Here is a 22,370-nt window from a genome sequence, read left to right on the forward strand (position 1 = left end):
AATCCTATAACTCCTAATCCTATAACTCCTATACCATCTTGGGGAAATCCAGTTCCTCCTGGCAATTGGTGGCATCAAATGCCTCCTTGGATGTACCCAATACCTCCTGGTAATTGGGGATATCCCATGTTTTTGATGTGATGTACTAGCTCGCTCGTCAAAAAGGGCTATTGTACGCCTGTATAAGAGACGTTTTTAATTCCTAATTTGCCACCACTTCTGGATTTATTGGAAATTGAATAGTAAAAAGTACCGATAAACGCTATGGAATTGGAACTCAGGTATTTCCCCACTCTCGTCAGTTGGAAATATCGTGTCTGAATAAGTTTATCTAGTCGAATTAGTACCGACTCCAGTCATTTTAGGAACTTACTTAATCCGATTTACCAGTTTTTCCCGAAGTGGCGGCAAATTTGCCGTTCGCTCCCTCTGCGCCTTGTAAGCCCGCACATGGTAGTGGTTCACCTGTCCACCGAGGTTTGATTACAGCATTTTGCATATGCAAATCCAATTCTTGTTCCGCACAGTGCCACTTCAATGTACTCATCAAATCAAGATTCTCCGCCTTTTGATAGCTTAGGTCATTTGGTGATCCGCAAACAATCCGTATCTCTCGTAGGGCTACAAGTCGATCCTCTTCACGGAAAAACGATCTCTTCGTCCATTTATCAACAATATAGACAAGCTCGCTCTGTATTTGGTTCCAATACTGTAATAGATCCTCACTTTCCTTCGCTTGTATCTCTTTTAAATGGAGAAGAATATCATCATGTACTACTGCAATACCAGTTGTACGCATATTCCCTTGTGGCATCCGAAGGTCTCTAGACCCACTATTAGATTTCGACTCATTGATATCACTCCTGATGGCTTTGCAATAATACTAGGACTAGCACCTACTCTGAATGAGCAGGTACCATTATCGTTTTGGGTTGTAATGGGGTTTAATCCAGATTTCGCGCCCTGATCTGAGCCTTCTAATATGCCCCCTTACACTTATACTACAACTTTCTGTTGCGGCGATTAACATTATTAAAACTACATCGGGGGTAAGCAACCTACCCCGATGGCGAAGTAGGCTTTAAACTCGCTCAAAATGGCAAGCTTTTTTCTAGGCAATCGCTACATAGTTGACCTATTCCTGATAGATTTTGGTATCGAATCTCTGTACCGCAATGATCACAAGGAACATCCCATTGACTAGCATCAACTTCAGCATCCAGCACCATTTTCGCTCTAGAAACAGCTTCTTGTAGTGATTTAGCACGGACTTTTAGTACAAAAACGTCGTTTTCACTTTCGAATTCCCAATATACAGGGCCATTTTTTGTTAGCTCCCAAAGGATCTTCTTTGTTGCGTATTTACTCACTTGCTCCATCTCCTTAGTGGGGGATACTTCCTGTTTGCTATATTTATATTATACATTATAACGAAATATAAATCAACTATAAAATTAATATTTATTGAAGAAATCTGGACATCCTAACCAATTGGTTAAGGTGTCCGTACTGGGAATTAACTAGCGACATCTTTCAATGAATGTCTTTTTTCAGGGGTTGATGGCTTCTCTAGAACTACTAAGCGGATGTTAACGCCTGTTGAACGATCTGAGCTCAGGAAGGAATTAGGGGGGAGCTGTATAGTGTAGCCGTCATTTTGTTCTAGAAAGTCCCGAAAATTTCTTGATATTTGATCTTGTCTGAAAAAAGGGCCTTCACTCGCCAGGGCAATTACTTTTCCACCAGGTTTAACTAGGTTGTAAGCGTGTCTGATATGTTCTGCATCTTGTCCCTTTTCAAATGGTGGATTCATGATGATTCGATCATATTTATTCTTCTCATGAAACTGGAGGAAATCTTCTCCAACTATGTGATGGCCCTTCTCTTTCAGCAGTTCCCTCAAACTGTAGTTGATCTCGATTACGTCAGCTCCAGTGTCCAGCTCAACTAATTGATCCGCAATATGGCCAGCTCCTGCGCTTGGTTCCAGTACCTTCATTTCGTCACAAATATCTGCTTCATGTATCATTACCTCAACTACAGCTTCTGGTGTTGGGAAGTAGCCTGGTATCTTGCGATGTGCGATCTCCTTTTCCTTGATTTTAATTTGTTCTATTCTACGCTGCTCTTTGCTCTTTTTGGTATCGTTTAGGTGGCCCATAAATTCAATCAAAGCTTCACGGAAATCCTTATCGGATTGAATTCCTATTGCTTCTAAACGCTTTCGTTTCATCAGTATGCTATGCATGTATTTGGTTTCATATTGAGTGTGTCTTTGTTGCTTTCCAATGGAGAGCAACTTTTCCATTTCCTTTCGCACAGGGAGTAGATCAATATAATTATCATTTTTACTTAATTCGATATAGCCCTGGACTCTAGCATAATCTTCTCTATGGCTCTCTGGAACATCTAGATCGTTCATAAAGTTAGTTATCCTATATATGCCGCACTCAAAACTTGGCATCTTCGTATGTGTAATAATTTCTTCCATTGTCAGGTTTCTTTTGTCAGTATCCCTATAGCTGTTGTTTTGCTCACTGTAATAGTAGAAAGGCTTATCTGAATCCTGTAACCGCTTGATTCTGCGAGTTTCGCTTATGAACATCTCCACTTGAGTACGATTTTTTATCCTTTTTAGGTAGACCGCTGTTCCGTCCTCAATTGATTCAGCGATAGACAGCATAACCTTCTGTAAGTGTTCTAATTTGTCCGCTTCTTCCATCATTCCTATTGCTATTCCTAATCTTCTACGAGTGTTGGTAAGGCGATCGGGCGATTTAAGGTGCTGGATTTTTCTTGTCAGTCCTGTTGCTAACTCTCTGAGCTTGGAAGCTTGTGTATTCATTGAAATCATCCCTTCGTAATTGCGTTTCTTTATACTCTCATTATACATTAAATCAAAATAATAATCAACTATATAATTTATATTTTCACTTCATGAACAACAATTTATATAAATTATATAGTTGACTCAAACTTTGTTATAATGTATAATGAGAGTATAGAGAGGCACACATTAAGGGGGAAAACAAAAATGAAGTTTAGCGCAGACACCAAGAACATATTCCCAGCAATGGCGACGTTTCAATCCATTGTAGAGGCTCCTAAGAAAACAGCAGAAAACCCTTACTTTAAGAAAAAGTATGCGGATTTACAAAATGTGATTGATGCGATTCAACCAGCGATTAGAGAAACAAATCTATTTTATCTCACCGAAGTCGTATACAACGATAAAGGGCATATAGGGGTATCAATCCGTATCTGTCATGAATCGGGTGAATGGATATTGTGTGATCCAATTTTTATGCCATCGGAAGCTAAAAACCCTCAAGAGGTTGGGATCGTCCGTACATATGCAATTCGGTACGCTCTTGCAACAGCTTTTGGTTTGGCTGGTGATGTGGATGATGACGCAAACTCTGTTTCAGGAAAAACAAAAGAAGGCAAGGGACAACAATCACAAAAGAGAAATCAGCCTTCTAACAATCATCAACAAAAGCTACAACCACCGAAAAAGCAAGCTGATGATGTAGACCGTGCCAAAACAGGACGTACCATGATTGGAACAGAGGCAACCAACAAAAAAATATCCAAAGAAGAACGTCAGACCATTACTAAAGCAGAGTTTGGATTCGAAAGTTTGACAGAAGTTAGTGACTTGAATGTTCTTCATGATGTACTTAAATTTTTCCGTGAACATTCAGCAGAAGATCTAAAGGAGTTGGCGATGGCTCATAAAGTCAGTCAAGTAGTAGAGACACCGAATGACAAACCGATTACAGACAAAGAAGTGGATGAATTTTTAAAACAGAAGGGGGTCAGCGCATGACTTGGCGCACACCATCACAACAGAAACTATTAGATTTTGAATCGTGGCTAATGAAAGTACCGCTAAACGACCAAAGCACTAAAGAATATTATGAACGAGTACAGGAATTAGTTGATCTAGGTATACCAGCGAGACACGTATATGTTTTAGCGGCAAGATGTATGGCGTTTAGAGGGCAGTATTGCGAATAGCGTGAGGAGGGGGAGAACCCCTTCTCTACTTAAAAATTAATGGAGAACGGAAGGGAAAATCAGCTATGTCCGAACAATGGATTACACTTGAAACATACAACTATGTAGAATTGGAAATTAAACGTGACCATCTTAGAGTTATCATGAATCGTCTTGGATGGAAGGAGGAAATAGAGGACTATCTAGACGAATGTACATGGGACACTAACAGAGAGATTTATGACGAAGTGGAAGACAGATGTCTTGAAGAAAACATAGCTTTTAATGTTCGTTACACTCACCACCCTATGGTTACACGGAAAAAAGAATTAGATCGTGATTATAATATTGTTGGCGAGCTTCGAGGATACTACCTTGTTGCGGATGAGGATTTATACTTGAGTGATGAGGATATGGAAGCCATCATGGATGCCATAGATGAGCTGAATGACATAGGTGATAACAAAATTTGGGATCGGGATGATTATGGTCAATTGCTTCTTGTTCATCCCGATTCATCCGATAGGTATGTTTGGTTTTAATATAGTTAAGGAAATTAGAGGAGGATGTTTTGAATGAGTTATGAAATTTCGAATGAAGAACAGATAGTTCGTTATTTAAATAATGAACAGGAGATCGAAATTACAATAAAGATTCATCCAAGTAGGTTTGCTGGCTATCTAATTGATGAGCTTAAAGAGTATGAGTTATCTGTTACTTCAGCAGGACTACAAAAGTATGTCGAGCGAATGGAATGCCTACTGGAACACGAGATTTGTGAGATCAGTTTAGACGAGCCACTTTCACACTATACAGGGTTGATTATACAAGAACTGGTAAAGAAAGCAGAGTATAAAAAATATTCAGAGTTTGAATCATACAAACTCTGAGGAGGGATCTAAGTGAGAACAATAAACATTAATCAAATAAAGAATTTCTATAGTAGAGATGTTTATAATGTTTCATTCCTCGTCTCGAAGATGGATTTGTTGAAGATATTCGAAAGTGAGATGAAGCAAAAAGGAATAAACGAAGTCCCTGAGAGAGACGTAAACGAATTCTTTGATAGCGTATCGGATTATATTGATGATCTGTATTGTGAGGTTGTCCGAGTTGCAGAACATCATGCCTCCGAACTGATAAATAGAGAGGAGAAAACAGTATGAATGGATTAAATGGGGTGCAAGTAGTTGATTTATATAAGGAGATCGAAAACCAAGAACAATACATTCAATTTTCGATCACAGTATCAGCAAAAGATCTGCTAGAAAAACTGGCTGATGAAATGGTAATGAGTAATATTGAATTCATATCTAGAGATGTTGCAATGGAGTATCTAGCACGTATTCGTAGTTTTGTTTCCTACGAATTGGCAATGGAGATCTGTAATGAGGCAGAGTATCACGCAAATGCAATCATACAAGAGGAAGGGGCAGTGCATAATGATTAGACAGGACGAAATCAATATTACTCTTCCGAGAGAGGATCTAAATATCATATTGGGTGAATTGGATGGGGCTTACTTTGCAGATGAAGAACTATTGGACAGTAAGGAAGATGTACTAGGTCTAGTGGAAAATGATGCAGAGTACACAGAATCCCTCCAGCAAGATATTGAAGATATAAAAGATCGGATGAACGAAAATAGAAGAGTGTTAGAGTTTATCCAACGAGAACTTCAAAAAAACCTATCCACTTAGCCAAGTAGATAGGAGTTCAATAACGGTTCCCTTCCGTTACTACCGATTCGTCGGTGAGAAAGATCCCAGAAACAAAATAAAGAATGGATACGAGCATATTTAAATGATCGTAATATCAGTATATTCCTTCAATAAACTATAGTCAATTCAGTCTTCCAGTCTACAAGGTGAAGGTCACTAGGTTTTGCTGAGTATGTCATAGAGTACACTCTATGACATACTCTATTCTGATGTTAAAAAAGTATGTCATAGAGTTATGAAAATAGTTATGACATATTTCATAATTAATATAGACTTTATGACATATGTATGATACAATATTCTTAGAAACAACAAGGAGAGAAATAACTGGTGATTGACTTAGTGGGAATTCTATTGGCTCTGTGTTTTATGTCAAGCATTATGTTAGGGATATATCTAGTATCTCAACGTTATGAGTACAAGGCATTGCAATTCGGTTTAAATGTGATCAATATAATCATCCTAATGATTTTACTTCTTTCGTTTTTTGAGTACATATCCAAGCATAGTATCAGTTGGATTGGATACATGGGGATCTCAGGAGCGATTATCTTTCTTCCTATCTCCGTCATCCTTACTCGCAAAGGAAAAGAAATGGTATTTAAAGAGGACTCTATTCTGATGGATCCGCCACAGAGAGATAAGTATTTACAGATGAGTCCAAGAGAGGAAAAGAAGTATTTAAAGTCCATCAGGTAGGTTGCGGAAAATGGTAACTAGTAGTTACAAGTTAAGTGGTGAGAAAATGAACAATAAGGCATTTGGGTACATAAGGGTTAGCTCGAAAGATCAGAATATTGATCGCCAGCTAACAGAGATGCTAGCCCTTGGGATTGATGAGCGAGACATTTTCATAGATAAGATGTCTGGAAAAAACTTTGATCGTCCTCACTATCAAGCCCTAAAGCGTTGTATGCGTGAAGGAGACCTTTTGTATATCAAGTCCATTGATCGTTTTGGGCGTAACTCAAAGGAAATCAAAAAGGAATGGGAGCATATTACCCAGGACATGAAGGTTGATATTAGGGTGATGGACATGCCCCTTCTAGATACCACCAAACACAAGGATGTGTTAGGCGGTTTCGTATCCGAATTGGTTTTACAAGTGTTGGCTTTTGTCTCAGAGCGAGAGCGTGATGAGATTAAGAAGCGACAACGAGAAGGGATAGCCGCTGCTAAAGCCAAAGGAAAGAAACTGGGGAGGCAGCCGATAGACCTTACTGACGATCAGATAAAGATCATAAAGGAGCTTTACCCCATTTGGAAGGCCGAGGGAATTACTGCGGTAGAATTTATGAACAGAGTAGGACTACTACCGAACACATTCTATCGGCGGATCAAGTCACTCGAAAAAATGGGGATAGTCGGACAGGATAATAGTGAACATTTAACTAGGAGTGGAGGAATGAATTCGTGAATCGACCAATCTTATTGGCGGGCGGATGTATAATTTTAGCAATTACTTTTAGTTGTGCAGGAAGATTATCGGTAAGATTATTGGTAGGGGAAACTCTAAGTTGGGAATTACTCCTTGTTTTCATTATAATTTGTGGAATCATATTGCTTGATGTATGTTTGAATAAACTTGACGAAACAACGTGAGGGGAAAGGGAGAGATTGTAATGAAGAGAAAATGGACTGAAGAACAGATAGCAACGAAGCTGCCGAACGTAAAAGCTACTATGGCTTTTGAAGGACTTGATCTGACAGAGGAAGATCTGGAGTTATTCTTAGCCAGAGCGAGGGGGGAGATCACTCAAAAAGAATACATTAAGCGTGCGATGGAGAGCGATTGAGATGACAGGTAGGTCAAAATACTTTTATCCAGGAACAGGCACATTCATTAATAAAGCGGACATCACGGATTCGGAACAATTGGAGAAATTCGAAAGAAGAGCGGTTAGTCTTCGACTTTTCGCTCTGGAGAATAACCCGATTTATGGGAAATTCAATTTCCAGCACCTCCAAAAGATACATAAGTACATATTTCAAGATGTGTACCAGTGGGCAGGCAAGCTTCGGGAAGAGGATATATCCAAGGGAAGCACCATGTTTGCGAGAACCATCTATATACAGGATGTATCAAAAGATCTCTTCCGATCTCTAGCTAGAGAAAAGAATCTTAAGGGCTTGAAGATAGATGAGTTTTGTGAGAGAGCTGCTTACTACAATTCGGAGATCAATATGATTCATCCTTTCCGTGAGGGGAACGGACGGACACAACGGGAATTCATTCGTACCCTAGCGTTGAGTAATGGTTACGAGTTGAACTGGAAGCATCTAGACAAGGATACGATCATGCAAGCTACCATCAAATCTATTACGGATACAAAGGATCTACAAGAGGCGATTAAATCTTGTATCACTAATCATCACCCCGATAAAAGCCTAATGAGATTTTATCAAAGCTGTGATTTGGATTTAGGAAGATAAGATAAAGGAGGAATTTGAGATGATGAATTTGTTTTCTGAAATAGGGGTAAGGTATGGTGGTTTAAAGGATGGTGAGGAGGCGATTGGTATTTTCGAAGATGGGGCTGTCTACCTGCAAATGTATGAGGGATCGCTCTACTGTGAGACGATAGATGATGTTGAGGAAGGAGAAAAGATGGCCTCAGAGCAGGAGATTGATAAAGTGATTCGCTTGAAAGAATACATGTACCAAAATTAAGAGAGGATACTGTACATTGTGATGAATGCAGATGAAATGGAGTTGTATTTAGTAGAGAAGGGGGTATCTTCAGAACATATCCAGGTTCTAAAGAACGAAATTGTTCAAGGAATGGATTCAGATCTCCAAGAGTGTTTTGAGTATGTTGAAACTGTTGAACGGTTGATACCAGTAGATAAAATAGTTAGTTTGCCAAGATTCCGTAGGGGACGAGATGGGACTTGGTGGGATCATTTTAATTGCCAAGCTGGAAGTATAGTGGAGGTTCGAATTGAATCACTTAGAAGAAGCATGGAGCAAAAAGGGTTAGAGTCGTTTATTCATTCTTTTTCACTCCCTAAATATAAAGTACGAGGATGCTACTATCCACGCCTTGATCAATACTATATTGAACAGGATGGTACACATCGTACCCTTTGGGCAAAGGTTGTTGACGCTCCTTATATTTATGCTCGAGTAGAGATATATAAGTTAGTTAAGGAAAAGTATAGGAACTATCTTATGCTTTTATCCTTAAAGGAAAGCTGGTATGAGTTGCTTCGAAAATGCCATCTTAGCTGGCATTATGATAACAATATGGTTATGTATGGCGATAAAGAGGTATTTAAGTTTTACAGACCTCCATCTTTTTCGGGAGATGATGTGAGTACTCAAATCATTAAAGAGAAGTATAAACGAAATATTGGTATTTTTGAAAAATGTTTACATTTGGATAGATATTGGAAAAAGAGAATTAGGAATAGAGAGCTTCGATACAAAATTATAAAGAATATTGTATGTCCATTTATAGAACTCAGAGATAAGGGCTATGTAGACTCTGCTGCATATAGACTACTGATTAGCTTGTACGAATCAGACTGGGAACTGTAGATCATAGACTGGATATTGGCTCTAGTGAGTTGGGGAAGAGCTGATCAAGAAATGCTTTTCTTGTTTTCAAATAAAAGACAAGGAAGGCATTTCTTGGGTTTAGTTAATCAAAACTCCACAAAACCACACCATATACCATTTAATACCAAAAATCACTATTTTCTCAATCTAGTAGACTAATTCTAGCAAATCATATAAACTAGTAGTATTACCAGAAAAAGGTTTACATAAACAGTCGTAAATAGAAAAAAAGCAAAAAGAAAAAGCCTATGATGTTCCCACAACATCAATGGCCCTGAACCGTAAATAAGCCGTTTTCCAAATAGCTTTATCTCATTATATACATATATAGGAAAAAAATCAAGGGTTCAGGGCAGGCTTTTTCAGAGAGGGGAAAGTATGCCTGCAGCAAAAAAACTTAATAGTTTTGACCAACAGAGTACACCAGTTCCTATTAATAATTGGTGGGAGTGCTTCTTATCAGCCCAAAAGAAGACGGGATTCGTTTGTACTTTCAAGCTTCCCGAAAAAGAACATCGCTTTTGGGGGTTGAATGACATTCCCCAGATGATAGGATATGCCGAGGCGCTTGAGAACATGAAGAGTAATATGCACCTTGCCTTAAATGCCTTTCGGTATGGGAGCCGAAAAGAATCTGACCTTCTCCAAATCCGAAACATTGGAGTAGATCTCGATATACACAAGATTGATATAACACCAAACGAAGCAATAGATGAGATCCAGTGTATGATTATTGATCAGTCATTACCAGAGCCAAACCTATTGATTCACTCTGGACAAGGTTTGCAGTTAGTTTATGGTATTACGGGGGGAGCAGCGCCACAAATGACATGGCTCTCCCGATACATCACTACCCAGTATATTTCCAAATTATCTTTCCTAAACGCAGATCCCCAAGCAAGTGATCCGACCAGGGTCTTTCGCTTTCCAAACACAATCAATCAAAAGGTACCAGCTCGTTCTAGTGTTGAGATCTGGAATCCAAATGAGTATTCTTTACAAGATCTATACCAGTTTGTAACACCATTAGAAGAGATTCGCAAGAAAAAGAAGAAAAAAAAGAAGAAGCCAGAAGTAGTCATTTTTTCTCCACCTGGTGTAGTGTCGCTATACACGTTAAACACGAAGAAGAAAGATGACTTGGAAAAATTGGTAGAATTACGCCAAGACAAGCCGTTTGAGAAATACAGAAATACATTTCTGTATACCTATAGTTTTACAATTGCTCTAATCTTGAAGGATGAAGAGTGCACTGTCACCTTTGCAAGAAATATCAATCAAAAGTTTCATGACCCAGAAGAAAATCTAGTAGAGGTGGAGAGAACAGCAAAATCCGGATACGAGGATGCGATACAGTTCCTCAAGGAGTTTGGCAAGAATGATTATAAGATGATGGGTTTGGATCGCTATCTAGTCAAACCAGAGAAGTCTAGCACCATCATCGAAAAATTGAACATTACATCAGAGGAAATGGAGCACTTTCGAGTTCTGATCGGACGGGAAGTGAAACGTCAAAGGAATACAGATTACCAAAGAGAAAAGAGGCGTTTAGACGGAGCGGTAGATCGAGAAGAGTATCTTCAAAGCACAAGAAAGAAAGTCGATGAAAAACTAGAGTGTCTAGAACTTGCAATTAAGGAACATCCGGAAGCATCAAATGCGGAATTGTCACGTATAACAAAGATTCCAAGGTCAACAATCATTCGGTTGAAGAAGCAACTAGGTGTCCATAGTATGTCACTATAAGGGACGGAACCAGTGTACGCATTTGTTAAATATTAGAGAATAAACCTGTTTATGTAAGCGAATATAGGAACGTATGTTCCCTGTCCATGGTATGTCACTATAAACATATATACTAAGTGGACTGCACTTGTTTTTCCCTTGCTTTCTAGGTTTTATCTTTTTGCTCTTCAGCTTTTTGCTGGAGGGTTTTTTCTTTTTTCGCTCTTTATCTTTATGCACTCGTTTGTATGTTCTACTACTAACTGGGTCGTTCTGATAGTTTTTGGATTCTTCCTTTAGCTTAGCTTTGGTTTTCTGGACTGGGGGAAAGGGGGGCGGATCATCTAGAATAAGCCTAGGAGCAGTCGAATAGAACATCCTGGTATTCTCTGGACATTCCCCCGAAAAGGTGGATCAACCAAAATCTGTAAAATGGGGGTATGCTGGATCATTATTTTTTTTGAGGAGAACCCTATTCTGATACCGAGGAAGGGGTGTTTTTCCCCTTACGAGGTGAAGAATCCAGCAACCGAAGGGCGGTAGTATATCTTTGTTTGCTTTTCAAACTAGTTATTTTTATAAACTATAGATTAGATGTGGTTAAAAAGTCTTGTATACGGTATACTGTATACAAGAGGCAGGGCATACTGTATACAGTTATGAGGTGAGAAAGTGGCAGGACAGATGATTCGTACCAAAAAGCTGATCGAATTTATTCAGGATCTTAAGGGGCAGCATGATCAGCTTTATCAAGATTATATAAAGCAAGGAGAAGATGCTTCACGACTTGAAAAGATTTTGTTGCTTCGTGAGGTAATTGCCAAGATGGAGACTGATTTTAACATTATTGATCTAGAGGAGATGATGGGAATGAAGTTTGTAAGTGAAAACCACCGAAAGTTGTTTGTTGAAATGAAAATTAAGGTGCTGAACGACTACAATTATCAAAATACGGAGTATGATACTGCGCTTTATGTTCTTTCTTTCCTTCAAGCAAATGGAAAAGTGGTAGATACATATCTAGGTACACAAAAAATCGACTTTGAAGGAATCCGAGAAAATACAGGTATGTCTACTGGTGAGGGAGCGTTGTTAGACTTAGCGAATGTCTGCTTCAATGGTTATTCAGCTGATATACATGATACATTAGGATCTTTATACGGTGAATTTAGACAAGTAGCTTTTGAAGCCTTAATGAAGAAGTATTAGAAGTCGGTATTTGGTGTGATTTCTTCTGAGACAAGCTGTGGGCATCATTATGAGAAAAAACTATTTGGGTATACCTATTACACTCAGAAAGAAAAATAATCGCTTAAACAGGCTTACAGGTGCATGTTTTTAATATGAGGGGGGATTCTTACCCTCGAAGTCGGGAGGAATGAAAAATGAGCAAAAAAATATTTCTTTTCACAGTTGGAGAGTCATTCGATGGGACAGACGATGATGGAATTTTGGAATATCTAACTGGTTCATACAATGGCCCATTTGGTGGATGGATTGATTGGGAGATTGTGAAGAAAGCAGAGATTACAGAGCAAGATGATCAGCTATACAAGATTCAGCCGTTCTCTGACGAGATTCTTACTTTGAAAGCAACTGCTCATACTGAAGAAAATGGATTGGTTGGTTCCAGAATGTTCAAGGTGGAACGGAATAAGAAGAGTGATCCGGATGTCTGGACTGTATTGTCAGTAGATGAAGCCTGATAATGGTGAAAGCCGATAAATAACAAAGGGGTGATTCATGATGGATGTAACCTACAACATATTGGTTTCTTTTGGAGAAGATGAGAACGGTCACGGTGTATTTCTTTCAGATTATCCGACTGTTACATACAACAAAATCAACAGTATAGAGGGGTATAGGGAGCAACGGAGCAGGAAATCACAATAGACCATATCGGACATGGGGTTTTAGGCTTATTTACTACCTTATCGGATGTGTACCGCATTGAAACGGTGTTTCTATTGCCGATATTGTATATTATCGGATATGAACTTCCTAATATCTAACAAATGCGCATTACCGTTCGTTTGCTGGTACTGTGGTCTGGATGGCAACCAAAAGCAAAATAAGGGACCATATACAAATTTATTCCAATTGCTACATCCGATAAGGCTTATTGTGGTTTCCTGTTCGACTGCTCCCCATACCCCTATAGACGAGTTGGACATATATGACCATGCTGAGATCTGTGTACAACTGTTAAATGAATTCTGTCAAATAAAGGGAAGAATGGGCGAGCTGGTTCAATTCGGTTGTGGGGACGTAGATTTGACTGAACAAGTGAAAGAGATCTTAATTCAGCATTCTTCGCCTTCTTAGACCAGGTACCATTTTGACAACTGAGAGGTACTAGGGAGGAGTTGATAGCGATGGAAATCGTAATCAATATGACCTATGTTTTTACAGGTCTATTCATTCTATATATACTTTACTTCATCATGAAAATGTATAATCATTTAAGACTTCTTGAGGTATTCGTATTACTAGCTACTTGTACATTCCTTGCTTGTTGCATTGTTTATCAAGTTCATATGTTGTATATAGCAACTGGATCTATCTATTTAATGATTACCAGTATGTTGATCAATAGGCGGATTCGTAACCAACTTAAGGAACTTGAAGAAATCAGTAAGGCTTTAGATGAAACAATTGAAATGAGTAAAAATCAAACATCCCTCGACCAAAGCTCCAAAGAAGATGAATAGGAAGATGGGATGTAATTCGCCCAGAGAGGGTTAGACTGCATGTTAGAACAGTTAATCAGAGAAGCGGCCACAGCTGAAAAAAACAACGAGAATCAAGGCTTTGTGCAAAATGTAGCCAATAGCTTTGTAAGAGAAGAGACTCCCTTAGAACTAGCTATCAAGAGGGGGATATACACACTGAACAAGTTTAAAATAGGGAAAAGCAATATTGTTCAGCGAGAATGCGATGAATCAATCGAAGAGCTGCAACGTTTCTTGGATGATACCTTTTAAATTGAAATATGGAGGAATATATCAATGAGCAATGAGATGAAAAGGATGACCATTCGTGATCAAAGTGGAGAAGAACGGTTGACCAGATATAGAGCCAAGCTAGAGAGAAGGCAAAATTTCATCCTTTCCCTTATGATGATTGCTGTATTTTATTTTGGTGTTATGCATGGTCTTTGGAAAATATAGAAGGAGGAGTTTATTGGATGAGTGAGAAGAAGTACCGACTCAAAAAAGCTAAGAGTGGAGTTTACACCGGAAAGGTCTCTGTAAACGAGGTCTTAAAATCTGCACAGAAATCCACACTAGCAGAGGTTTCTCCAAATGAGCTCTTAGGATTTGCAAAGAAGTTCGTACTCGCAAAAAAGAAGAAGCCCAAAACAGAAGACTCAGTAATAAAACAAGTTGCCATCGGATTGCTTTCGGTAGTATCTATCATTTTAATTTTTATGGCTTCACGGATCAGCACCAGTTATATCTATGAGATAAGCCATTTTTTAAAATGGAATGTCCCACTATCCTACTTTGATCCATCTCTGACAAAGGCCATACCGACTATAATGGCAATGGTTGCTGTTCTATTTACAATGATTTACGTATTATTTGCATTAAGAAAGGCACATCCTCCAACTCTGTACCGGATAATAACTGTAGCTTTTACAATCTTGTTTCTAATCCCTGGAGTTGTAGCATTTGTCCAAAACTACTCATCTGACAACTTACTATCCCCACTCTATAAGGATGGTGTTGCAACAAATAAGGCAGTATTGGACATACGTAATGATACATTTTTGGTAGCTGAACATAGAGATGGAGTTTTACTACCATGCTTCTCATTTGTAAAGTTTGATGATACCACAAATGAAGGTATCGGGCCTGGGATTAAGCTGAAACCTTATAAGCAACAAGGCTCTACATCTACAATTAAATGTGAAAAGTAATGGACTGGTTCTACCCTTTATAGGAAGCTAGGTGAATAAAGTTGGCGACAACAAAGCAGGTTCCTCGAGGAGATTTCTAACCGCCCTCAAGAACCTGCTTTGAAAGATGGCATGATCACACGAAAACAAAGGGGTTGAGGGCTTTGAGGAGACCTATGAGAGAGTTAACTCTCATAGGGGTAAGTCCGAGGTAAGTCCAAAAACGGCCATATAGATAGAAAAAAATGTAAATACTATATATTTACTTGGTACAAGAGGACCTCTATACATGAAAAATCGACCGAATATACTTCGAACGAATCCATAGGAAATAGATCGACTGAATCATCAAAAAGATGGATATTACTTGGAGTGATTGGGTTAACTGGGTAGCTTTTATTTCTATTTGGTTCCACGTAGATAGTATGACCAGAGCATGTGACGAAGCCACCACAAACGGCAAGAAAAATAGTAAAACCAGTTGTTGTGTAACAATTTTTTTGATCTCACTCCTCTTAGGGGTAATCACAGGGTTACTGTTGTAAACCGCAAAGTAGATCTTCAGAAAGATAAGAATTATCCGATGTTACCGTGACCCCTTTTACCCCTCTTTTCTAGATAAGGTTGAAAATACATCTCCTCTAATTTCTTTCGTGCTCTAGCAGCTTCTTCAATTGTTTCGTGCTCTCCTAGACGATGTGTGCGGCCATTAACTGTTATGGATGCTATATACTTTACATCACCATTCCTCATCCGCTTCCTAGATACGCCTTTTACCCCTGTAGTGTTTCTGGTGCTAATACTTTTGGTAAGAGAAGGTATATCTACACCTATCTGCTCTTTTTGTAGCCAACGCTGTTTCAACGTAGTTTTTATGCTTTCTTTTTGTAAGCATCCACAGGATTTTACCTGTTTGTTGCGTAAATCACAACTTCTAACAACCTTTTGCTCACCACAATCACATTGACACAACCATTTCAGATTACACTCTTGTTTTATTATTGTAAGTGAACCATAACGGTCACCCACTTTCATATCATCATTTTTCGTGTGTGTTTTTCTTGCTACATCTCCGATTAAACACCCACAAGAACGGGTATTTCCGCTTATAAGCATGGCGCTTGTAATGTATCTAATTTGTCCGCAAATGCACTGACATTTCCAGACCTGTTGCCGATTTTGTTTATGAGATAATTCAAGAACAGTTAGTCTCCCGAATATTTTACCTAATAAATCTGATTTAGGCGGCATAGATCAATCCTCCTTGGTTACCTTTATTATATAAAAAATAGTTTACAAAGTAAACACTTTTGGTATAATAGGGTTAACAAAGTAAACACTTACTGAAAAGAGGAGATCAAAATGAAAAAGATGGCCATCATTACAGAGAAGGGTTTTTTAATTCGAGATGCAAGCGAGATTGAAAGGGTGATTTTTGTTGGCTATGATTTAGTCGTCGAAAATATTCCTTTAGATCATATCGATGAGCTTAACAAAAAATTGAAAAGCTATTTAGATTACGATGGTTTAACAGAAGAAGAAATTGAACAGCTTGAAGAAGACGAGGGAGAGCGTAAATCGACTGACAAAATGAATCTTGAAGAGTTAGAAAGGTTTTTTAAGTGGGCTGGCTATAGTGATGTAGAAATTAGCTATGGTGATGAAGATGGAGAGAAACCTAGAGAGTTCATAACTTATACAGAATATAACACCTTCCAATCCTATACAAAATATGAGGAATCCATGGTCTATGATTGGTGGGATGGGAATGATTATAGGAGATTTTCGTTTGATAGTGTCTATATTCTCGAAGTAACTGATGAAGCAGTTTCTCTTGATGAATGGAGTGAGAGAGCAAGGGGGCATGTAACAGGTGGATCGAATGAACATCAAAAAGTGTATAAAGTGATTACAGAGGATGGAAAGCTTCAGCGAGACCAATATTTGATCGAAAAATGGGACGATTATCAAGGAAGTTACCCATTAGGAGAGCTTGTAGACTCTTCATACTTAAAAATCCATCTTGAGGACTTGAGTCGTGATGTAGATGAGTATATGGATGAGATTACATCTCTGGGAAAGTAGATATCCCTCTCGTCGGTATGAAAGAATTTGCTGAGATACTAGGTTGGAGTGTTCAACGCCTTTCGAAAAAATTGAAAGGTCAACGAGAAGGGAAAAAAGTACGTCCAGAATTACCAGAACCTATTCAAGTGTTAGCATCCACACCTATATGGACGCTAGAACAAGCACAAGAATATAGGGGATTAGTGACTGATGATAAATAAATGTAAAAGAAGAAAGCCTTGTTTAACAGGAGGCTTTCTTCTTTTACATTAAATAGCATCTACTTTGCGGTTCACAACACGAACCCTGTGAGCAAGCCCTATAGATGGAAAACTCGAATTAGAATCTGCATGGTATAAGGGGCTGTATGCCCCTTATACATTTTTTTCTATCTGTATGGTCGTTTTTGGACTTATCTCGGACTTACCCCTCATAAGTCTTTCTTTTTTAGAACAAAACGAAACTTGGAATGTTCTTTACTGATTTTCTTTTTCTCATCAATCTTTTCCCAGTCAGAGTCTGTTAGAATGTCAAATCTATACAAGCCAGCTTCTAGCTTCTTCAAATGCAGCTGTCCATTAGCATCTGTACTAGACGGTCTGAAAGGATACATATCTTCTTCTTCAACCACATATATGCTTACTTTTTGTGGTTTATTGTTCTCATCAACAACCTCAATTGTTACATCAACTCGATCATCGTATAGATACCAGAAACTACCCCCAACAACTAGTAATCCAAGTAGGATCAAAGCAGGAATCAAACGCTTTTTCTGCATCGTTATCCCTCCAGTATTCCTTCTTATATTATCAAAAAAATGTATTGATTTATATTAATTCGAAAAATACAATTACGCTTATATTAGTAGAGGAGGATACAGATAATGATGCGAAAGGTATTATTTACAACTATAGTAACTAGTTTAGTGAGCTTACCCATTATTCCATCGCCAGTACAACCTAAAACACCCACTAATAGTTTTGTGGATTTTTCGAGAGTGGCCCTAAAAGATCTTCCCAAGGCACAACAAGAGCAATTATTGAAAATCGCAAATGAAGCTAAAAAGCAGAAGAAGTTCACCTTAAAAAAAGAAGGAAAGCCAGACATCAACTCTATCTCTCAAGAGACATTGCAGTCCTTGCCATCAGGCACAAGCATCAGTAGTGATGGATCAATTGAGCAGGTACCACTCTCTCAGGAGTCAATGGAGGAGGGCATACAAGAGAGTCAGCAATCATCATCCAAAATAATTATTCAAGGAAGCCCAAAGGACTTGAGTAAAGTCATTAATACCTCCTTACATCCGAACAGCGCAATCGCCACGCTCATGATGAGTTTTGACGATGGGCATAACCCTGATGATCCAAGCAACTATTATCTCTGTACAGGATTCCATGTAGATGAGGACACTGTAATAACAGCTTCTCACTGTGTATGGGACATCGACAGACCGGAAGGGGTACGAGCAGCAAACTCTATCATGGTTGTGAGAGCATTGAATGGAGTTGATCAACCCTACCCAGCTTCCTATACAGATGCTTTTTGGGTGAATTCCGATTTTCCGAAGGTAAAAAGGGATTCGAATAAAAAACTAGATCCTACTAAAGTCGCTCCTGTTGATTTTGCTGCAATACGAGTTGATCAAAAGTCAGATTCATCGCTCAATATCCGATCCACAAAACATGCTGTAGGAGAGCAAGTCCTAGCTCACGGATATCCAGCTGAAAGCCCAGAATTCCTTAACAAAGGCTTATATCAATACAATTCATTAGGCAAGCTGACAGACTTGTACAGTCAATACATGATCACGAATCAATATACCGAAGGCGGCATGTCCGGTGGGCCTATGTGGAACTCAAAAGCTGGTGTGGTGGCAGCTATAAGCTTAAATAGCTTGAGTGATCGGGACTCTATAGCCTATGGCCCTCGCTTTACAGGGAAAAACTATGACCTAATCAAGTATTGGATGAAGAAGTAATCATTTGGGAGCTTTATTGCTAATTGACATTTTTTTATTTACAATAAAAATAAGTGCTAGTTTCATCCTATATATCCTCTTCTTGAGCATATATAAAAACAAAGATAAGCTATTCCTCTGTGGTGGTGGAGATAGCTTATCTTTGTTTTTAAATGTGTTTAATGTTTAAAACTGTCCTAGAAAGTCCAGTATGAATAATAGTAGACATCTAGCTAGGTTTTCCCCTCTGCATCTGACTAAAGGTGCTTTCTTTTTTGGATCCAACGCTCCTAATTCCTAATCAATCAGAGCAGGTCTTATTGAATGGGATTACATTATCACTTGGAAGCGCTCCATATCTTGGCTGACATACTCAATTTCACTGGCTGGTTGGTTGTAGAACCACTCTCTGATACGTTTAGTTGCCATTTCTGGATCAAATATGTCATGATTCCAAGAATGAGAAACTAACTTTCCGCATAAATAGTCAAGATCATAAGTACTTACATCACTGGGCTGAACTATCTCTGCAAATTCAAAGACTGCTTGTCCCACATCACCAGATATATAATATTGTTCCATCAAATACATATCTGATATTTAGTGAAACACCTTTCAATACTACAATTTTTATATCACCATAATTCTCTAATGTAGCTGTATGTGTATGATTCGTAAACAGTGCCTTGGTTTGTTTATTCATGCTAATCAACCTCCACTTTGATGTATTTGATCGTGCATAGTAAGTAATTAGACATAAATAATCAAGTGTGACATGTTACAGAGATATTTTATTAGCCTTTAGTTAGGGCTATAAATTAATAAAATGTGGAGAAACTTGATATAAGGAACCTACATCAAGCGGAATTAGCGATTGTCTTGATAAAAGGAACCTATATCAAGGAGGGTTAGAATGTTGGATATCAAGTTATACATAAATCCCGACAAGGGGCATTCGAAAGAAATGATAGATATTTTCTATCAGGACTTTCAAGCATGGGATGGAAAAATGCCCTTTTGGATTTATATTGATTGGCTCCAGACCATATATCAAGCTCAATTTCCTATACCGGATCTTCCTTGTGACACATGGGGAGGAAAACGAGCTGGATCAGGTAAAAAACGAATCGGTATTACGAAAAAAGTTTCGCTTACTTTAACGGCTGATCAATGGACTAAGATAGAAAAATCCGGTAAATCACCAAGTGAATACATACGATTGCATATCAGTTGATCAAGATAAACGAAGAGAGACTATTCCTCCCTGATAGTGGAATAGTCTCTCTTCGTTGTGATTCTTCATATTTTACTATATAAAATATTAGTCCCTATATCAAGTTTTATATCTTCCACATCAGTATGGCCTTATCCAAATAGTACTCGGAGTACTCGAAATGATATACTGATTTAAAAGTACTCCGAGTACCGAGGTGACGTTTATGATTACTGGTAAAGATGAGCGTAGCCTGTGGGCTATTCAAAGACTTCGTGAAGGATGGAAGCCATCCGATTTAATGAAACAGGGATTTACTGAAAGCCAAGCTAAAAAGCTAAGTCAGTTTAGAAATTGTCTGATGCAATTAGAAGAGTACTGTCAACCTGAACATGTTCAGAAGTGGAGCCAACTAGGACTCAATGGCTTATTTTTGCTTTCTATGTTTCGAGAAAAAGACTGGGATGGACTTGGTGAGATCCTGATGTCGATTGAACCTAATATTAAACGTGATGACCTAATAGAGTACCCTACACTTATCAAGGAAAAGAGGGATCGGCTCCGAGAGGTAGAAAAAAACGTCAAGTATAAGGTTCGTGATCTAGAGAGAGAACGAGAAAAATTAGAGCAAACCATCGATTCTATCGAGAAAGAGCGTAAGAAGATAAAGAAGCTTCTACCTGAACTCTTTCATGAGGTCACCAATGATGATGCCTTAGATTTCCTCATGGATCATCTTGGACTTCGTAACGATCGGCCATGTCTCGCAAAGAGATTAGACTACAATTGGCAACGTAACCTCAAGAAAAAGGGGATCATTGTATTTAAGGAAGAAGTCCATCCAGAAGATGCCTGGGAAAAGATACGAACCCACTATGTACTAGATGTCCTAGCTATTGCTGAAGATTTCCAAAAGCGTAAAAAACGAGGGTACCGAACAGAATACAATTATGAATATGTACCACAAAACGATTGGGTTTACTGGGATATTCCTGAAGAAGCTGAGTACTGGGGAATCGATTCTCTATCCAAATTAATAGGTCAGAAAATCACCCAAGAAAAGAAGCGATTGAAAGAGATTGAACAGGAAATGAAGCAGGCAGAAGAAGGTCTTAAATCTTTCCGCAAACGTAGACCAGAGTCCTTTAGTGAAGCATTAAATAGATCTAATCAATTTGCTTCATTTGATATGGAGAAACACGGCAATTTACAAGCACTTGGCTTAAAATGGCTCTATAATAAGGGATATATGGTAACAACTGAATTGACTCTCCCAGATAATCTTCGCTGTGATGTGATCGGTGTAGATAAAGAGGGGAAGATATGTATTCTTGAATGCAAAGCAAGCTATCAAGATTTTAAGAAGGATGAAAAGTGGCAACGATATCTCAAGTACTGTGATTCTTATTATTTTGTAGCTGAGAAAGATCTCCTATATTGGATGCAGATTGATAGTCAGTGTACAAACGTTGGACTTTTGAAAGCACATTCCAAGCATTTAGAAATAGATCGGGAATGCAAACCAATGTCGAAAGCTGAACAAGCGGAGGACACAGCATTTAATATCGGTAGGCAATTGTCAAGAAGGTTTAGCTTTGGCCACTAACAGGTGGATAGACACTTTTTTCGCTGTAAAGGTTGGGTTTTTAGATATACGAAAACAAGCTATCTCCTCAACTGAACTGCACCCCAATTGTTGGACACAAAACCAACAGTTGGAGGTGCTTTTTCTATGACTAAATATTCTTTAGAGGTAAAATTAAATGCTATACAAGACTACCTCGACGGCGTCGAGTCATATAAAGAAATCGCGAAGAAACATCAAGTAAACCTTACTCTTTTAAAACAGTGGGTAAATAAGTATAAAAGGCATGGGGATAAAGCGTTTCAGATAGCCTATGAAAATTATCCAATGGAGTTTAAAATGGATGTACTAACCTATATGAACGAAACAGGAGCGTCCATTCAAGAAACTATTGCAGTCTTCAATATCCCCTCTACAGATACCGTGAGAAAATGGAGGAGTTTGTATGAAACACAAGGAATAGACGCTCTTAAACAAAAGAAAAAGGGGCGTCCATCCTTGAAAAAGAAGACAAAGAAGAAACAGGAACTGGGTACAGAGGAAGCATTACGAGCAGAGAATAAGCGACTACAAATGGAGAATGCCTATCTAAAAAAGTTGAATGCCTTAATTCACGAAAGGGAAAAGTCAGCCAACAAGA

The 22,370-nt window shown here is 38.5% G+C and carries 32 protein-coding genes; 26 read left to right on the forward strand and 6 right to left on the reverse strand.

From position 1 onward, the window contains the following. Window positions 1-373: 373 nt before the first annotated feature. The 3 genes from BT147_RS14035 to BT147_RS14045 form a co-directional block, all read right to left on the reverse strand. Window positions 374-814 carry a hypothetical protein gene (locus BT147_RS14035; protein ID WP_072336702.1) on the reverse strand — a complete coding sequence of 147 codons (441 nt, stop codon included), beginning with the start codon at window positions 812-814 and terminating at the stop codon, window positions 374-376. Between the two features lie 277 nt (window positions 815-1,091). Next, window positions 1,092-1,370 carry a hypothetical protein gene (locus tag BT147_RS14040; RefSeq protein ID WP_072336705.1) on the reverse strand — a complete coding sequence of 93 codons (279 nt, stop codon included), beginning with the start codon at window positions 1,368-1,370 and terminating at the stop codon, window positions 1,092-1,094. A 146-nt stretch (window positions 1,371-1,516) separates the two neighbouring features. Beyond that, a complete protein-coding gene (locus tag BT147_RS14045) occupies window positions 1,517-2,845 on the reverse strand; it encodes a methyltransferase (RefSeq protein WP_072336707.1) in 1,329 nt (442 codons plus the stop codon). A gap of 189 nt (window positions 2,846-3,034) precedes the next feature. Here BT147_RS14045 and BT147_RS14050 point away from each other — a divergent pair, with 189 nt between their 5' ends. The 20 genes from BT147_RS14050 (at window position 3,035) to BT147_RS14145 (ending at window position 14,929) form a co-directional block, all read left to right on the forward strand. Continuing rightward, window positions 3,035-3,829: an ERF family protein gene (locus BT147_RS14050; RefSeq protein WP_072336710.1), complete on the forward strand. Its 795-nt coding sequence runs from the start codon at window positions 3,035-3,037 to the stop codon at window positions 3,827-3,829. Further along, complete coding sequence (locus tag BT147_RS14055; protein ID WP_072336713.1) at window positions 3,826-4,020, forward strand: hypothetical protein; 195 nt, start codon at window positions 3,826-3,828, stop codon at window positions 4,018-4,020. Before BT147_RS14050 ends, BT147_RS14055 begins: the two co-directional genes overlap by 4 nt. Before the next feature lie 65 nt (window positions 4,021-4,085). Further along, window positions 4,086-4,541 carry a hypothetical protein gene (locus tag BT147_RS14060; protein WP_072336716.1) on the forward strand — a complete coding sequence of 152 codons (456 nt, stop codon included), beginning with the start codon at window positions 4,086-4,088 and terminating at the stop codon, window positions 4,539-4,541. 33 nt (window positions 4,542-4,574) lie between these two features. After that, window positions 4,575-4,889: a hypothetical protein gene (locus BT147_RS14065; protein WP_072336718.1), complete on the forward strand. Its 315-nt coding sequence runs from the start codon at window positions 4,575-4,577 to the stop codon at window positions 4,887-4,889. Window positions 4,890-4,901: 12 nt separating this feature from the next. Beyond that, window positions 4,902-5,165, forward strand: a complete 264-nt coding sequence (locus BT147_RS14070) for a hypothetical protein (RefSeq protein ID WP_072336721.1) — start codon at window positions 4,902-4,904, stop codon at window positions 5,163-5,165. After that, window positions 5,162-5,449 carry a hypothetical protein gene (locus tag BT147_RS14075; protein WP_072336724.1) on the forward strand — a complete coding sequence of 96 codons (288 nt, stop codon included), beginning with the start codon at window positions 5,162-5,164 and terminating at the stop codon, window positions 5,447-5,449. Before BT147_RS14070 ends, BT147_RS14075 begins: the two co-directional genes overlap by 4 nt. Then, on the forward strand, window positions 5,442-5,699 hold the full coding sequence (locus BT147_RS14080; protein ID WP_072336726.1) for a hypothetical protein: 258 nt from the start codon (window positions 5,442-5,444) through the stop codon (window positions 5,697-5,699). The genes BT147_RS14075 and BT147_RS14080 overlap by 8 nt, the downstream gene beginning before the upstream one ends. A 351-nt stretch (window positions 5,700-6,050) precedes the next feature. Beyond that, on the forward strand, window positions 6,051-6,419 hold the full coding sequence (locus BT147_RS14085; protein ID WP_072336729.1) for a hypothetical protein: 369 nt from the start codon (window positions 6,051-6,053) through the stop codon (window positions 6,417-6,419). 10 nt (window positions 6,420-6,429) lie between these two features. Beyond that, complete coding sequence (locus tag BT147_RS14090; protein ID WP_286119534.1) at window positions 6,430-7,137, forward strand: recombinase family protein; 708 nt, start codon at window positions 6,430-6,432, stop codon at window positions 7,135-7,137. Between the two features lie 205 nt (window positions 7,138-7,342). After that, window positions 7,343-7,516, forward strand: a complete 174-nt coding sequence (locus BT147_RS15670) for an antitoxin VbhA family protein (protein WP_177239851.1) — start codon at window positions 7,343-7,345, stop codon at window positions 7,514-7,516. A 1-nt stretch (window position 7,517) separates the two neighbouring features. Continuing rightward, window positions 7,518-8,153, forward strand: coding sequence for a Fic/DOC family protein (locus BT147_RS14100; protein WP_072336738.1), 636 nt, complete (start codon window positions 7,518-7,520; stop codon window positions 8,151-8,153). Between the two features lie 19 nt (window positions 8,154-8,172). Further along, entirely contained in the window at window positions 8,173-8,391 is a 219-nt protein-coding gene (locus tag BT147_RS14105) for a hypothetical protein (RefSeq protein WP_072336741.1), read from the forward strand. Window positions 8,392-8,409: 18 nt separating this feature from the next. Further along, window positions 8,410-9,261 (forward strand): hypothetical protein, encoded by an 852-nt coding sequence (locus BT147_RS14110; RefSeq protein WP_072336744.1) that lies wholly within the window; start codon window positions 8,410-8,412, stop codon window positions 9,259-9,261. Window positions 9,262-9,660: 399 nt separating this feature from the next. After that, window positions 9,661-11,028, forward strand: a complete 1,368-nt coding sequence (locus tag BT147_RS14115) for a hypothetical protein (protein WP_072336747.1) — start codon at window positions 9,661-9,663, stop codon at window positions 11,026-11,028. 651 nt (window positions 11,029-11,679) lie between these two features. Further along, the gene (locus BT147_RS14125; protein ID WP_072336753.1) at window positions 11,680-12,216 is read left to right on the forward strand and encodes a hypothetical protein; all 537 of its coding nucleotides are present in this window, start codon (window positions 11,680-11,682) and stop codon (window positions 12,214-12,216) included. A gap of 176 nt (window positions 12,217-12,392) precedes the next feature. Then, window positions 12,393-12,713 (forward strand): hypothetical protein, encoded by a 321-nt coding sequence (locus BT147_RS14130; protein WP_072336755.1) that lies wholly within the window; start codon window positions 12,393-12,395, stop codon window positions 12,711-12,713. 669 nt (window positions 12,714-13,382) lie between these two features. Continuing rightward, a complete protein-coding gene (locus tag BT147_RS14135; RefSeq protein WP_072336758.1) occupies window positions 13,383-13,718 on the forward strand; it encodes a hypothetical protein in 336 nt (111 codons plus the stop codon). Window positions 13,719-13,757: 39 nt separating this feature from the next. After that, complete coding sequence (locus BT147_RS14140; RefSeq protein ID WP_072336761.1) at window positions 13,758-13,991, forward strand: hypothetical protein; 234 nt, start codon at window positions 13,758-13,760, stop codon at window positions 13,989-13,991. Between the two features lie 24 nt (window positions 13,992-14,015). After that, window positions 14,016-14,177 carry a hypothetical protein gene (locus tag BT147_RS15675; protein WP_177239853.1) on the forward strand — a complete coding sequence of 54 codons (162 nt, stop codon included), beginning with the start codon at window positions 14,016-14,018 and terminating at the stop codon, window positions 14,175-14,177. Window positions 14,178-14,194: 17 nt separating this feature from the next. Next, window positions 14,195-14,929, forward strand: coding sequence for a hypothetical protein (locus tag BT147_RS14145; protein WP_072336764.1), 735 nt, complete (start codon window positions 14,195-14,197; stop codon window positions 14,927-14,929). 555 nt (window positions 14,930-15,484) lie between these two features. Here the strand turns inward: BT147_RS14145 and BT147_RS14150 are convergent. After that, on the reverse strand, window positions 15,485-16,159 hold the full coding sequence (locus BT147_RS14150; protein WP_072336767.1) for a hypothetical protein: 675 nt from the start codon (window positions 16,157-16,159) through the stop codon (window positions 15,485-15,487). Window positions 16,160-16,270: 111 nt separating this feature from the next. Between BT147_RS14150 and BT147_RS14155 the strand changes: the two genes are divergently transcribed. Both BT147_RS14155 and BT147_RS14160 read left to right on the forward strand, forming a co-directional pair. Beyond that, window positions 16,271-16,993, forward strand: a complete 723-nt coding sequence (locus BT147_RS14155) for a hypothetical protein (protein ID WP_072336770.1) — start codon at window positions 16,271-16,273, stop codon at window positions 16,991-16,993. Between the two features lie 17 nt (window positions 16,994-17,010). Continuing rightward, a complete protein-coding gene (locus BT147_RS14160; RefSeq protein WP_072336773.1) occupies window positions 17,011-17,196 on the forward strand; it encodes a hypothetical protein in 186 nt (61 codons plus the stop codon). A 209-nt stretch (window positions 17,197-17,405) separates the two neighbouring features. On the opposite strand, the gene BT147_RS14165 is transcribed toward BT147_RS14160, so the two are convergent. Continuing rightward, complete coding sequence (locus BT147_RS14165; RefSeq protein WP_072336776.1) at window positions 17,406-17,753, reverse strand: hypothetical protein; 348 nt, start codon at window positions 17,751-17,753, stop codon at window positions 17,406-17,408. A gap of 105 nt (window positions 17,754-17,858) precedes the next feature. Between BT147_RS14165 and BT147_RS14170 the strand changes: the two genes are divergently transcribed. Next, window positions 17,859-18,953, forward strand: a complete 1,095-nt coding sequence (locus tag BT147_RS14170) for a trypsin-like serine peptidase (protein WP_072336779.1) — start codon at window positions 17,859-17,861, stop codon at window positions 18,951-18,953. A 309-nt stretch (window positions 18,954-19,262) separates the two neighbouring features. Here BT147_RS14170 and BT147_RS14175 read toward each other — a convergent pair whose 3' ends face one another. After that, window positions 19,263-19,514: a hypothetical protein gene (locus tag BT147_RS14175; protein WP_072336782.1), complete on the reverse strand. Its 252-nt coding sequence runs from the start codon at window positions 19,512-19,514 to the stop codon at window positions 19,263-19,265. Between the two features lie 334 nt (window positions 19,515-19,848). Between BT147_RS14175 and BT147_RS15920 the strand changes: the two genes are divergently transcribed. The 3 genes from BT147_RS15920 to BT147_RS14190 form a co-directional block, all read left to right on the forward strand. Next, window positions 19,849-20,166: a hypothetical protein gene (locus tag BT147_RS15920; RefSeq protein WP_286119537.1), complete on the forward strand. Its 318-nt coding sequence runs from the start codon at window positions 19,849-19,851 to the stop codon at window positions 20,164-20,166. Window positions 20,167-20,371: 205 nt separating this feature from the next. Continuing rightward, window positions 20,372-21,751 (forward strand): MmcB family DNA repair protein, encoded by a 1,380-nt coding sequence (locus BT147_RS14185; RefSeq protein WP_072336788.1) that lies wholly within the window; start codon window positions 20,372-20,374, stop codon window positions 21,749-21,751. A gap of 126 nt (window positions 21,752-21,877) precedes the next feature. Next, on the forward strand, window positions 21,878-22,370 hold a 493-nt coding region (locus BT147_RS14190), incomplete at its 3' end, for an IS3 family transposase (RefSeq protein ID WP_072336791.1).

It is taken from the genome of Thermoactinomyces sp. DSM 45891, assembly GCF_900119485.1.
GTDB lineage: Bacteria > Bacillota > Bacilli > Thermoactinomycetales > Thermoactinomycetaceae > Baia.